Consider the following 12,376-nt stretch of genomic DNA (forward strand, 5'->3'; position numbering starts at 1 on the left):
GTCCGCCGTTTAGCTAGCTGGCGGCCGACAAGCGGCTAGCCAACGCCTCAATGTCGGCGCGGCGCGCCAGGGGCCCAGCCACTCCGCGGGAAGCCCCGCTTCCCCGTACGCCAGGCCGGCCAGCCCGCCCGCTACAACCCCGGTCGTGTCGGTATCGCTGCCGAGGTTGACGGCGGCCAGCACCGTGGCGGCATAGGTAGCGTGCGTAAGCAGGCACCACAGCGCTGCTTCCAGGATGTGCACCACGTAGCCAGGGGATTGAATTTCGGCTTCGGGCAGCGCGGGCAAGGTACCGTTGAGCACGCGGCGGTAGTGGATTTCCTCCACCGCCGCGGGGTTGCGGCCCTGGCACAGCCACGGTTTGGCCACTGCCGCCATTTGGGCGTAGGCCGCGGCATCCAAATCCAGGGGTTCGGCCCGCCAGGTTTGGTGAAAAACCAGCGGCAGGATCCGCATCAGCGCTCCGTTGCCGTTGTCGAGCGCCGTCCGGGGCCCCGCTTGGGTTGGCGCCACCCCTTGCCGCAGCCGGCCGATGGCGGCGCGGGTGGCGTTACCCACGTCGAAGGTTTCGGCGGTGGCCGTCCAGTAAGCGTGGTCCAGCCAACTGATGCACCGGCGAGCAAAATCTGCCAAGTCCGGGGGCCCCAGCAGGCCCCCGGGCCGGGCCAGGGTTTCGGCCAAGCAAAAGGTGAGCGAGGCATCGTCGGACCACGTACCGGCCGGCTGGTTGTGCGTGCCGTGGGCGCGCATAGTAGCTACGGGGTCGCGGCGGCGCTCCTCGCGGCTTCGGAACTCAACGGGCACGCCCACCCACAGTCAGGCCCAGCAAGGCGGCCCGGGTAGCAGCAGGTGGTAGCACAGGCGCCAAAAGTAGCGGACGGACCGCCAGGGTTTCTCGCGCGCCGGGGCCCCAAAGCAGCCGATCTTTGCGCCCCATGCTGACCTGCTACGCCCCCGACCTGCACCCCGGCCAACCGGCCTACACCCTCTCCGAAGAGGAAAGCAAGCATGCCGTGCGCGTGCTGCGCCTGGGATCCGGGGCCCCCGTGGCCCTCGTGGACGGCCGCGGAGGCCGCTACCAGGCGGTGGTGGCCGATGCTAACCCCAAGCGCTGCCAGCTGCGCCTCACCGCCCACGAGGCCGTGCTGCCCCGCTCCTACGTCACGCACGTGGCCGTGGCCCCCACCAAAAATCTCGACCGCATGGAGTGGTTCGTCGAAAAGGCCGTAGAAGTCGGCGTGGAGCGCATTTCCTTCCTGCGCTGCGCCCGCTCCGAGCGCCGCGAACTGAAGCTGGAGCGCCTAGAGAAAATCGCCGTTAGCGCCCTCAAGCAGTCGGGCCAGGCGTGGCTGCCGCAGCTGGATGAACTGGTGGATTTCGCCCCTTTCGTGGCCGCTGCCGAGGCCGCCACCACCTTCATCGCGCACCTGGAGGAGGGCGAGCGCACGGCCCTGGCGCAAGTCGCCGCCGCGGGCCCCGGCTGCTGCGTGCTCATCGGGCCCGAGGGCGACTTTACCCCCGAGGAAATTGCGCTGGCGCTCGGCCGCGGCATCCGGCCCGTCACGCTGGGCCCCTCGCGGCTGCGCACCGAAACGGCGGCGCTGGCGGCCGTATTCACGGCGCAGCTGGTGCGGGAGAGGTAGCCTGGATTTTTGCCGGGCGGCGGCGCTTAGGGCCCCGGGGCCCTAAGCGCCGCCGCCCGGCGTTTCGTTGGCCGCCACCAGCTTGGGCCGGGCGCCGCAAGCAGCGCAAAAGGGCAGGTGCACGAAATTTTTGTGCCCGCAGCGGTAGCAGTCGGCAAACAGGTCCAGGCCGCAGTACCGGCAGAAATCCGCCACGGGCATGGCGTTTTCCGGCGGGCTGTTCTTCACCGGAACTTCCCACTTTTTGAGAATAAAATCTTTGCCGCAGGAAGGACAAAAATGGTCGTCCAGGGCTTTTTCTGCCGCGCCTAATTGCACGTTTTTGGCCCGTTCCTGGGAAGAGGCTTTCAGCTCTTCCTGCTTCATATCCAAGTAGATGCGCAGGCGCTTGATGGCGTAGTACCCCAGCCCGCCCGAGAGGGCAATGCCTACAGTGTAGCGGACGTAGCCCCCGTAGCTGGGCAAATACGGCACGAGGCCAACGAAAAAAGCAAAGAGCGAAAACAGCGTGAAACCGAAGTACAGCGGCCAAAACTTATCCTTGCGAAAACGCAAAAAAAAGAAAATACCCAGCGTCAGAATGGGCCCCACAAACAGGAGCCGGATGAGAAATACTTTCAGTTCGTGGCCTTTGGCAGCGGTTTCGTAGCGGGCCTGGGTCCGTTGGTTTTCCTGTTCGGCCAGCGCCTCGTTTTTCTGCAACAGCTTGGTTTTGGCCGCCGCGCTGTCTTCGCGCGCGGCCACTTGCGCCCGCCACGCCCGCTCCACCTGGTAGTAGCCGTCCAGCCTCCGGGCCCGATCCACCACTTCCTGGTCTTTGCTGGGCGTGCCGAGCGTTTTGCGGGTTTTGATCCAGTTGTCGAACGACTGTTTTTCGTCTTGGTAATTTTGTTGGGCCGTGGCGAGGGTTTTTTCGACGGTGGCGTTGCGGTCGTGCAACGCCGCTATCCCGGCCTCCAATGCTTCTTTTCGCGCATCAAGGGCCGCAACGGCCCGCTGGTCGGCAAATTCTTCCACCGCCAGCGGGGCAGCGGCAAGGCCCAGGTCATCGATGATTTTATTGGATAATGAAATCAGGAAAAAGCACAGCACCAACGAGATAAGGTAGTATACGAAGCGCGATATACGTTCCAGTTTTTTGCTGTTGAACTCCATGAGTTATTGGGGAAATAGGCGGATGGGCGGCGCAAGCTACGCCCCGCGCCCCCGCCGCAAGCCCCGGCGCAGGTGCCACCAACTGCCGGATGGGGGCCAAATGTGCCAGCAGCACCAAGGGCGCCACGCACCCGGGCAGGAACACGAATGGTAGATACAAAATGGCTACGTTGGGCTGCCCAAAGGCAAACCGCTGGAAGGGCGTGGGTGCCGACAGCACGGCATTTACTACAATGTTGAGGAGCGAGCCGAGGCCAACGACGTTCTACGCCAAGAGCCCCGGGGCCCCAAGCGCTTGAATACGAAGGCGGGGCAATTGCTCGCAGCAGGATGTAGCACGGGCTTTGTAGCCCGCGTTCCTGCGCCACCAGAATGATTTTAAGGATACGAGGACGCAGACTACAAGGTCCGCGCTATAACCTCGGCGCTGGCTTAAGGGCGCTGTGCAACAGCAGGAACTGATGCTTTTCAACGGCTTTCCGGGTAAAAACGCTGGTAATTTCTACCGCCCCCCCCGATGCGGCCCGTGCTTTACAGAAAACGTCGCAAGTTGTCGTTGGTTAGGTCCGTGGCTGGCCGGGGCAAAATGAAACCCCGGGCGCAAAGTACCACCGGGCCAGCCGATGGTACTTTGCGCCCGGGGCCCTACCGCCGGCTGGGCCGGCCAGTTTCCCGAACTTTCGGGTCCGGCGCGGCCTTAGCAAGCCATCCAGGCCCGCTTTCCTTCTCCCACTACCATGCTTCGCCACTTCCTCCTCGCTGCCGCCCTCCTTTTTACCACCACGGCCGCCGCGCCGGCGCCGGGGGCCCCCAGTTTCCGCATCGCCAAGCTGCACTATGGCGGCGGTGGCGACTGGTACGCCAATAAAACCAGTCTGCCCAACCTTATCAGCTTCTGCAACCAGACGCTGCACACCAACATCGCGCCCGACGAGGCCACCGTGGAGCTGGACGCGCCGGAACTGCTTGATTATCCGTTCATTCATATGACGGGGCACGGCAACGTGAGCTTCACCGCCGCCGAGGCCCAGAACCTGCGGCGCTACCTGGTGGGCGGCGGCTTCCTGCACATTGACGACAACTACGGGCTCGACAAGTTTATCCGGCCCGAAATGAAGAAGGTGTTTCCCGAGCTGGAATTCGTGGAGCTGCCCTACTCCCACCCCATCTACCACCAGAAATATCCATTTCCCCGGGGCCTGCCCAAGGTGCACGAGCACGATGGCAAGCGCGCCCAGGGCTTCGGCCTGGTGTACAAGGGCCGGCTTGTCTGCTTCTACAGCTTCGAGTGCGACCTAGGCAACGGCTGGGAAGACGTGGGCACCTACCCCGAAGACTCGCCCGCCGTGCACGACGCCGCCCTGCGCATGGGCGCCAACCTGGTGAGCTACGCCCTCACGCAGGACTAGCCGAGGCCTGGCTTTAGTTATCAGTTATTCGTTGTCAGTTGTCAGGGAGGCAATCAGGCCGTCATGCAGAGCGCAGCGAGGCATCTCTAACGCATAAGTATTCCTATCAATTGGGTTTACTGCCGCAGTAAAAATGATTCGCTGCGCTCTGCATGACGGCCTGATTGCCTCCCTGACAACTGACAACGAACAACTAAAACCAGCTACCAAGGCCGGCGGTTCAGGATTTCGCTGAGCACAAAGGCGGCGCGCACGTTGGCGGGCTGAGTCAACAGGCGGCGCACGGCGGCGCCGGTGCTTTCCGCAGCCGGCGCGGGGGCCCCAAACGGCCGGTAGGTGGCGTCGGGCTGAGCCAATACTACGGCGCGGGGCAGGTTGGCGCCACGCTGCACCACGGGCGTAGCCGGGCTCATGGGGCGGGCCGTAGCCGGGGCTTCCAGCGAGGTGAGGCGGCGCAGCGGGCGGCGCGGGCGGCGCTCTTGCGGGCGGGCTACGGGCATGGGCCGGCCGCCCAGCGTGTTGGGGCGGGCCGCCGGGCTGGCGGGCGCGGGCAAAGACTGGCTAGTAACGGGCGGCCGGGGGACCCCGGGTTCGTCGGCGTTGCGGGCCTGCATCTGCTTCAGTAGCTCCTGAAAGGTGGCGGTGGGCAGTGCGGGCACAGCCGGCGCGCGGGGCCGCTCGCGCTCCTCCTGGGCGGCGGTATTACGCATTTTTTGCACCATGCGGTACACGAAGGCCCCAAGGCCCAGCACAACCCAAAGCAGCGTTTGCACCTTTTCCATGCGGCTAAAGGTAGCGCCGGCCGCGCACTTGCTCAGCGCACGCCCTGGGCGGGGAAGCGGCCGGTTTTGGTGCGGTAGAAGGCCTTGATTTTTTCCTCGTCGGCGGCATAGTCACCGCTCGGGTACACGGCGGGGCCGATGCCGGCTTCCTTGTTTTTGTAATCCAAATAGCCCAGCCGAATAGGCACGTGCGCGGCCAGGGCGGCAAAGTAATAGCCTTTGCGCCAGCGCGGTTGGTACTTGCGGGTGCCTTCGGGGGTAATGAGAATCACCAGTTCGTCATGGGCATTGAAGAGCTCGGCCATGCCCTCCACGAGGCTATTGTTCTTGTTGCGGTCCACGGCCAGGCCGCCTACCAAGCGCACCAGGCCCCCGAGCAGCCAGTGGTCGGTCCACTCCTTTTTTACGGTGAAGCGCACATCCACGTCCATCAGGTAAAACGCGGCGCGGGCGTAAATCAGGTCCCAGTTGCTGGTGTGGGGGGCCGCAATCATCATACTTTTCCTGATTTCCGGATTGGCCAGCTGACCCAATTTCCAGCCCGACACCCAGAACACGAATTTGGCAATGTAGAACCAGACGGTAGAGGTTTTGCGGGCGGGCATTGGCTAAAACGAGGGGATGGGTGGAAATGCAAAGGTAGAGCGCAGGCCCGCCTCAGGCCAGCAGGGCCCCCAGGGCGGCGGCCTGGCCCAGCGCGTAGCGGTAGCCAATGTCGAAAATCGCCGCGGCCTGGCGGTAATCGAGTGGGCGGAAGTGGCGAAGCTCGGGCGGTTCCAGCAGCAGAGCGCACTGAGTTTTGCGGTGGGCCGTGTTGGCGTTGATGGCCAGATGCAGGGTGCGCTCCACCAGCCGGCGCAGCGTGGGGATGCGCGCCTCGCGGTTGACGGGGTTGCAGTGCACGCCCACCACGGGGCCCCCGGCGGCCAGCAGCGGCTCCACGGGCAGGTTGTTGAGCAGGCCACCATCAACGAGCTGGCGGCCCTGGTACTCCACGGCCCGGTACACGATGGGCACCGCCGACGAGGCCAGTAGCGCCGGCAGCAGCGGCCCCGTGCTGAGGTAGACCGACTCGCCGGCCATTAAATCGGTGGCGACCAGCGTAAGCGGCTTTTGCAAATCCTCGAACTGCACGCGGGAACCCAAATAGCTGGCCAGCAGTGCCTCCACTGCGTCGAGCCCCAGCAGCCCCAGCCGGCTAAAGGCCGGCCGCGTGAGCCGGGCCACGTTGGTGGCCAGCAGCAGCCGCAGAATCTCGCGCGGCGGAAAACCGGCCGCGTAAAACGCCCCCGCAATGGCCCCCGAGCTCACACCCGCCAGCCGCCCCACCGGCAGGGCCAGCTCATCAAGGGCCGCCAGCACGCCCAGGTGCGCAATGCCCCGGGCCCCGCCGCCCGACAGCGCCAGGCTTAAACTCGCTGTTGGCTGCTGGCTGCTGGCTGTTGGCTTTTCCATTTCGTTGGCTTCTCAACCACCAGATTTTTTTGCAAAAAAGCTAACAGCCAACGCTGTTATAAGTCCTTGATTCGCAAGCGCTCGGCCACGGCCACGCCGCGGTCGGTTTGCTGCACGGTGCAGGCCTCGGTGAGGTGGTCGTGCTGGAGCAGCAGCACCCAGTTTTCGGCGGCGGCGCGGGCCAGAACGGCTTCTTTTTCAGCCATCGTCACCAGCGGACGCATATCGTAGCCCATCACGTAGGGCAGCGGCAGGTGGGCCGCACTGGGCAGCAAATCGGACATGAACGCCAGCGTGCGCCCCTTATATTCCACCACGGGCACCATCAGTTGCTCGGTGTGGCCGTCGGCAAGCAGCAGCTCGCGGAACGGCAGCCCGGCGGGCACCCCGGCGGCGGGGTCGATGAAGCGCAACTGGCCGCTCTCGTGGATTGGCAGGATGTTTTCGGCCAGGAAGCTGGCTTTTTCGCGCGGGTTGGGGTGGGTGGCCCAGTCCCAGTGGCCCTGGTTGCTCCAGTACGTGGCGTTGGGGAAGGCCGGCACCAGGGCCCCGTCGGGCCGGCGCACCACGGCCCCGCCCACGTGGTCGAAGTGCAAATGCGTCAAAAACACGTCCGTGATATCGGCCCGGCCAAAGCCCAGGGCCCCCAGCGACCGGTCCAGCACGCCGTCGACCTGCACATCGAAGCGGCTGAAAAATTTCGCGTCCTGCTTATCGCCAATGCCCGTGTCGACGAGCGTCAGGCGATTCTCATCTTCGATGAGCAGCGCGCGCATGGCCCAGGTGCACATATTGTTGGCATCGGCGGGGTAAACTTTTTGCCACATCGACTTGGGCACTACGCCGAACATGGCGCCGCCGTCGAGCTTGAACAAACCGGTATCGATAGTATGGACAGTCATTTTTTAGGGTGTGAGGATGGGAGGATACGGGGCGGTGAAGTAAAAAGTGGAGAGCACAGGGTTTAAGGTTGATAGCGGCGTCCACCTACCCCCATACCCGCTTACCCTATTCCACCACCACGCCCATGGCCGAAAACTTGTCGATGCGCTGCGAAATGCGGTCCGCGGCGGGCACGGCGGCCAGTTCCTTAATCGTTTTGAGCAGCGTCTTTTTCAACGTCGCAATCATAGCGTCCGGGTCGGTGTGGGCCCCGCCCAGCGGCTCCTTCACGATGCCGTCTACCAGGCCGGCTTTCTGCATATCGGTCGCCGTGAGCTTGAGGGCCTCAGCGGCCTGCTCCTTGTAGTCCCACGAGCGCCACAGGATACTGCTGCACGACTCGGGCGAAATCACCGAGTACCAAGTATTTTCCAGCATCAGCACCCGGTCGCCGATGGCGATGCCCAGGGCCCCGCCGCTGGCCCCCTCGCCGATGATGACGCACACCACAGGCACTTTCAGCATGAACATCTCCTTGAGATTGCGGGCAATGGCCTCGCCCTGCCCCCGTTCCTCGGCCTCCAGGCCCGGAAACGCGCCGGGCGTATCAATGAGCGTGACGACGGGCACGTTAAATTTTTCGGCCAGCTTCATCAGGCGCAGGGCCTTGCGGTAGCCCTCGGGGTTGGGCATCCCGAAGTTGCGAAACTGCCGCTGCTTGGTGTTGTGGCCCTTCTGCTGCCCGATGAACATTACCGGCTGCCCATCGATTTCGCCCAGGCCGCCCACCATCGCTTTGTCGTCGCCCACGGTGCGGTCGCCGTGCAGCTCCACAAATTTCTCGGCCATGCCGTCGATGTAGTCGAGGGTGTATGGCCGCTCGGGGTGGCGCGAGAGTTGCACCCGCTGCCAGCGCGTGAGGTTGGCGTAGGTTTCCTTCTTGAGGGTTTTGATTTTGGCTTCCAACGCCGCCACGGCATCGGCTACATCCACCTCGCTGTCAGCGGCCAGCCGCTGCATTTCCTGGAGCTTGCCTTCGAGAGCAGCGATGGGTTGTTCAAAATCGAGTAGCATTGCAGGCACGGCTGATGGGAAAAGAAGCGGATTATTACGTTGGCAGACGGACCCAGGGGCCCGCCCTACCCCGCCAAAAAAGCGGTTGGCAAAGGTAAATCATCCGCCGTTGGGACGCCTACCAAAAAATAATGAGCCTGAAAAACAACCCACAAGCTCCAAAACCGGGTGCTGCAAAGAGAAATAATGCCTCCCAGCTTGCAAACGCCTATTTACTTCCCCTACCTTTGCATCACCAAAACAGAAAACCACACGGTTTTTCTGGTTCGGTAAACGGTTTGGTAGTTCAGTTGGTTAGAATGCCGCCCTGTCACGGCGGAGGTCGCGGGTTCGAGTCCCGTCCAGACCGCAACCGTTTAATGAAAAGGCCCTGTAAGTATCTCACTTACAGGGCCTTTTTCTTTTGCCAAATAGTTAGGGGACGCCACAGGGAACAGATTTACTGGCTGTTCCTGCGCTGCCCGTAGCTTAAGATGTAACAGCTGTCCCGCTTTCTGGAATCGATTTTAGGCTGGTGCCCCCCAAGGGGACAGTGGCAGGGGACAAACCAGCGGCCCGTTCCACTCTAGGAACGGACCGTCTTTTTTTAGCGCGTCGCGTACCGCTCTCCTGCTCGCACCATGCTTCCGCCATGCTCGCGCTACGGCAGCGGAGCTTAGGCGGCGCGGCGTAGCGGCGGGTTGAGGGCAGCGGTGACTTGCTGCGCGTCGAGGCCGGTGTGGTGACAGAAATCGGCCACGGTGAGCAGGGCCCCGGCGGGCTTGCCGGCCGCGGCGCGGGCCTGGCGCAGCAGGCGCTTGGCCGCGTCGTAGCTGCGACCGGTCAGGGCGGCCACGTCTTTGGGATAAATGCAGATTCGAAGCGGGGGCATATAAGGGCAGAATAGGGCAAACGGGGCAGAGCGAAGATAATTCAGGCCGGGCCCCCACTAGCTTCGTTCCATGAAAAATGCAATTGGCCGGTTAGGGATTTTACTCGCCGCGGCGGGGCTCTTGGCGGGTACGGCGCACGGGCAGGAAGCGGGCCGGGTGGTGCGCGTCGTGGATGCCGACACCTACGACGTGCTGACGGGTGGCCAGCGGGTGCGCGTGCGGCTACTGGGCGTGGACGCGCCGGAGCACGACCAGGTGTTTGGGGCCCAAGCCACCGACTCGGTGTCGCGGCTGCTGGCCCCGGCGCGGCTGGTGTGGCTGACGCGGCACGGCGTGGACCTGTACGGGCGGACGCTGGCCATGGTGCGGCTGCCGGTGGCCGGCGGGCTGGCCCTGGCCCTGGACTCGCTGCTGGTGGTGCGCGGCTGGGCCTGGGCCTACGACCCGCGGCGGCGGGTGGCGGGCCGCGCCGCGCAACAGGCCGCCGCGGTGGCCGGCGGGCGCGGGCTTTGGAAGTGCGGGACCGAAAACGCACTGCTGCCGAGCCAGTGGCGTCGATTCAACTACCAAAACAAGCGGCGGTACGGGGCGGGCTGCCCCTGGTAACGAGGCCGCGCAAACGCAAGCAGCCCACAACGCACCCATTTTCTTTCACCCACTTACTTATTTACGGCAATGGCACGTCAAACGGGCATTATCGGCATTCAGGGCACCGTCGGGGGCCTGGTGTTCAACAAAAACGGGAGTATCTCCCAAAAGCCGCAAGGCAACAAGGCCGCGTTCGCCTCGGCCCCGAGCCGGGCCCGCACGCGGGAAAACGCCAGCGAGTTCGGCACGGCGGCCTCGGCCGGCAAGCTCATTCGCACGGCGCTGCGCACGCTCATCAGTACAGCCAGCGACTCGCGCATGGTCTCGCGCCTGACGCAGAAGACCCGCGCCATCGTCGGGATGGACGAAACCAACGACCGCGGGGCCCGGGTGATGGACAAGGACAACGCCCTGGAACTGGTGGGCTTCGACTTCAACGCTTCGGCCTCGCTGGGCCAGGTGTTCTTCGGCTCGTACACCACGGCCGCCGCCGGCGCGGACTTGACCATCGGCCTGCCCAGCCTCAACGGCTTGACCGACGTGGCGGCCCCGCAGGGGGCCACGCACTTCGAGCTGGTGCTGGCCTCGGCGGCCATCAACTTCGAGACGGGGGCCATTGTGCAGGGCGCGGTAGCCGTGCCGCTGGGCAGCCTGCCGCTCAACGGGCCGGTGCTCACCAACCAGACTATCAAAGCGACGCTGCCGGTGGCCCCGACCGCGGACGACGTGGTGCTGGGCGTGCTGGGCGTGAACTTCTACCAGCTGCTCAACGGCAAGCAGTACCCGCTCAACAACAACGCCAGCAACCCGCTGGCCATCGTCTACGCCGACTAAGCGGCGGCGCGGGTACGCAAAGCGGTCGGCTGGCAACGGCCGGCCGTTTTTGTTTTGCCCCTTGTGCGTTTTTCTAACTGGCCTTTTGGCCCCTTTACTACTACAGTTATGGCACTAACCGCCTATCAGAAACAATACAAGCGGCGGGCCACCAAGGCCCTGGCCCTTTACACCAAAGCTGGCAAGCAGGTGCGCGTGCTGGTCAGGCAACTGGTAGCGGCCGAGCAAAGCAACGCCGCGGCCACGGCTCGCATTGCGCGGCTCAACACGCTCTACGGCACGGCCCTGCCCGCGGCGACAGACCTCATGGTGGACTTTGGCCCCTCCGATACACTGGCCAACTTAGCAGCCACCACGGAGGCCGACGCGCTGCTCTATGCCGACGTGGCCGCCGGCAATCGCGGGGCCGCGCTGCCGACCGAAGCGGTATTTGGCGAGTAGTGCCGGCTTTTATCCACTCTAACCTCAATCCGTTATGGCAACCTCCGCTTATCAGAAGCAATACAAGGCGCGCGGCAAAAAAGCCCGCGCCGTTCTGGCCAAAGCCGACCGCAACTCGCGCAAGCGCCTGGGCCAGGTGGCGGCCGCGCAGCAGCGCCTGAACGACGCACTGGCCCGGCTGGCCCGGCTCAACCAGGTGTACAGCACAGCCTACCCCGAACAGACTGACTTATCCGCAGACTTCGACGACTACGGCGCCGGGGCGGCACAGCTGGCGGGCGCGTACCCCGTGGCGGGAGCGCTGCCCGCGCTGGCCGTGGTAGCCGAGGCCTCCGGTGGGCTGGCCCTGGCGGGCGAAGCTATTTTTGGAGAAGCAGTGACGGGGCCCCCGCCCGCGCCGTTGCGCCTGACCGGGGCCGCGCTGCGCGGCGTTAACCCGACGGACGGGGGTTTCACGGTGCTCGAAGGGCAGGTGACGGCCACCGGCGGCACGGGGGCCGTAGCCGTGCGCATCACTATTGACAACTTCGTGGACGGGGGTACGCACCAAATCGGTGAACCGTTCAGCTACCCGCTGAGCACTCGTTTTGTGACGGGCGTGCGCCAGTACCGGGCGGAAGTCGTGGGGCAGCCCGGCGTCTTCGTAACGGACTCCTTTACGGTGGAGTAACCACGCTTTCGGGCAACACAAAGGCCGGCCTTTCGCAATTGCGGGGGCTGGCCTTTTTACGATAAGGCTAGGGCCAGGGTGGCGCTCCTGGTGCTGGCCACACCAGGTGATGGCAGTTGGGGCGCTGGATACGGGCGGCACGCGGTGGCCGATGGCGAATGCGGAGGTAGCAAAGTAGGTACTGGGGGTAGGGCAGTAGGGGAATCGTCCCCGGGTTGGGCCGCGGCTGATGGGGTGGGTGTTGCCGCGCAGAGTTGCTCGTGCCAGGCTTAAAAATTGCAGCACACGGGGCAGTACCCGGCTTCATTCCCGGCCGCGTAGCCGGGGGGCTTGGAGTCGACCGACCAAGGAAATAAACCAAGCTTGATGTAATTCCGGTAGGCCTCCCGCAAATAATGTAAATCCAATGTATGCGGAAGGGCGGCGCGGTGCTGATGCTCCCGCAAGAACCGGTGAAAGCCCCTGATTTTCTTTTTTCGCTTTTCCCGGCACGCATCCCTTTTTGCAATCCCACGCATGCCCAGAGCTACGGATAGCCCAAGAGTTGGGGCAGAAATTCCCGGTAAGGAAA

Annotated in this window: 14 protein-coding genes and 1 tRNA gene; 7 read left to right on the forward strand and 8 right to left on the reverse strand. The window is 64.1% G+C overall.

What is annotated here, in order from left to right; genetic code table 11:
* Nucleotides 1-9 precede the first annotated feature (9 nt).
* Entirely contained in the window at nucleotides 10-804 is a 795-nt protein-coding gene (locus tag DDQ68_RS06445; protein WP_245897345.1) for an ADP-ribosylglycohydrolase family protein, read from the reverse strand.
* Nucleotides 805-935: 131 nt separating this feature from the next.
* Between DDQ68_RS06445 and DDQ68_RS06450 the strand changes: the two genes are divergently transcribed.
* Nucleotides 936-1,643 (forward strand): RsmE family RNA methyltransferase, encoded by a 708-nt coding sequence (locus tag DDQ68_RS06450; RefSeq protein WP_109655566.1) that lies wholly within the window; start codon nucleotides 936-938, stop codon nucleotides 1,641-1,643.
* Between the two features lie 42 nt (nucleotides 1,644-1,685).
* Here the strand turns inward: DDQ68_RS06450 and DDQ68_RS06455 are convergent, their stop codons facing one another.
* The gene (locus DDQ68_RS06455) at nucleotides 1,686-2,798 is read right to left on the reverse strand and encodes a hypothetical protein (protein ID WP_109655567.1); all 1,113 of its coding nucleotides are present in this window, start codon (nucleotides 2,796-2,798) and stop codon (nucleotides 1,686-1,688) included.
* A 737-nt stretch (nucleotides 2,799-3,535) separates the two neighbouring features.
* Here DDQ68_RS06455 and DDQ68_RS06460 point away from each other — a divergent pair.
* A complete protein-coding gene (locus DDQ68_RS06460; protein WP_109655568.1) occupies nucleotides 3,536-4,207 on the forward strand; it encodes a DUF4159 domain-containing protein in 672 nt (223 codons plus the stop codon).
* Nucleotides 4,208-4,410: 203 nt separating this feature from the next.
* On the opposite strand, the gene DDQ68_RS06465 is transcribed toward DDQ68_RS06460, so the two are convergent.
* From DDQ68_RS06465 to DDQ68_RS06485, 5 genes are all read right to left on the reverse strand, one after another.
* Entirely contained in the window at nucleotides 4,411-4,989 is a 579-nt protein-coding gene (locus DDQ68_RS06465) for a hypothetical protein (RefSeq protein ID WP_109655569.1), read from the reverse strand.
* A gap of 32 nt (nucleotides 4,990-5,021) precedes the next feature.
* The gene (locus DDQ68_RS06470; RefSeq protein ID WP_109655570.1) at nucleotides 5,022-5,594 is read right to left on the reverse strand and encodes a 1-acyl-sn-glycerol-3-phosphate acyltransferase; all 573 of its coding nucleotides are present in this window, start codon (nucleotides 5,592-5,594) and stop codon (nucleotides 5,022-5,024) included.
* Between the two features lie 52 nt (nucleotides 5,595-5,646).
* Nucleotides 5,647-6,444 carry a patatin-like phospholipase family protein gene (locus DDQ68_RS06475; protein WP_109655571.1) on the reverse strand — a complete coding sequence of 266 codons (798 nt, stop codon included), beginning with the start codon at nucleotides 6,442-6,444 and terminating at the stop codon, nucleotides 5,647-5,649.
* 56 nt (nucleotides 6,445-6,500) lie between these two features.
* A complete protein-coding gene (locus DDQ68_RS06480) occupies nucleotides 6,501-7,346 on the reverse strand; it encodes an MBL fold metallo-hydrolase (RefSeq protein WP_109655572.1) in 846 nt (281 codons plus the stop codon).
* Nucleotides 7,347-7,452: 106 nt separating this feature from the next.
* Nucleotides 7,453-8,400 (reverse strand): acetyl-CoA carboxylase carboxyltransferase subunit alpha, encoded by a 948-nt coding sequence (locus DDQ68_RS06485; RefSeq protein ID WP_109655573.1) that lies wholly within the window; start codon nucleotides 8,398-8,400, stop codon nucleotides 7,453-7,455.
* A gap of 275 nt (nucleotides 8,401-8,675) precedes the next feature.
* Between DDQ68_RS06485 and DDQ68_RS06490 the strand changes: the two genes are divergently transcribed.
* Nucleotides 8,676-8,749: transfer RNA gene (locus DDQ68_RS06490), tRNA-Asp, on the forward strand.
* 306 nt (nucleotides 8,750-9,055) lie between these two features.
* On the opposite strand, the gene DDQ68_RS06495 is transcribed toward DDQ68_RS06490, so the two are convergent.
* Nucleotides 9,056-9,271, reverse strand: a complete 216-nt coding sequence (locus DDQ68_RS06495; protein WP_109655574.1) for a hypothetical protein — start codon at nucleotides 9,269-9,271, stop codon at nucleotides 9,056-9,058.
* A 70-nt stretch (nucleotides 9,272-9,341) separates the two neighbouring features.
* Here DDQ68_RS06495 and DDQ68_RS06500 point away from each other — a divergent pair, with 70 nt between their 5' ends.
* The 4 genes from DDQ68_RS06500 (at nucleotide 9,342) to DDQ68_RS06515 (ending at nucleotide 11,805) form a co-directional block, all read left to right on the forward strand.
* Nucleotides 9,342-9,878 carry a thermonuclease family protein gene (locus DDQ68_RS06500; RefSeq protein ID WP_109655575.1) on the forward strand — a complete coding sequence of 179 codons (537 nt, stop codon included), beginning with the start codon at nucleotides 9,342-9,344 and terminating at the stop codon, nucleotides 9,876-9,878.
* Nucleotides 9,879-9,947: 69 nt separating this feature from the next.
* Nucleotides 9,948-10,694, forward strand: a complete 747-nt coding sequence (locus DDQ68_RS06505; protein WP_109655576.1) for a hypothetical protein — start codon at nucleotides 9,948-9,950, stop codon at nucleotides 10,692-10,694.
* Between the two features lie 108 nt (nucleotides 10,695-10,802).
* On the forward strand, nucleotides 10,803-11,135 hold the full coding sequence (locus DDQ68_RS06510; protein ID WP_109655577.1) for a hypothetical protein: 333 nt from the start codon (nucleotides 10,803-10,805) through the stop codon (nucleotides 11,133-11,135).
* A gap of 34 nt (nucleotides 11,136-11,169) precedes the next feature.
* Nucleotides 11,170-11,805, forward strand: coding sequence for a hypothetical protein (locus DDQ68_RS06515; RefSeq protein ID WP_109655578.1), 636 nt, complete (start codon nucleotides 11,170-11,172; stop codon nucleotides 11,803-11,805).
* Nucleotides 11,806-12,376: the final 571 nt, after the last annotated feature.

This window comes from Hymenobacter nivis (assembly GCF_003149515.1).
GTDB classification, from domain to species: Bacteria; Bacteroidota; Bacteroidia; order Cytophagales; family Hymenobacteraceae; genus Hymenobacter; species Hymenobacter nivis.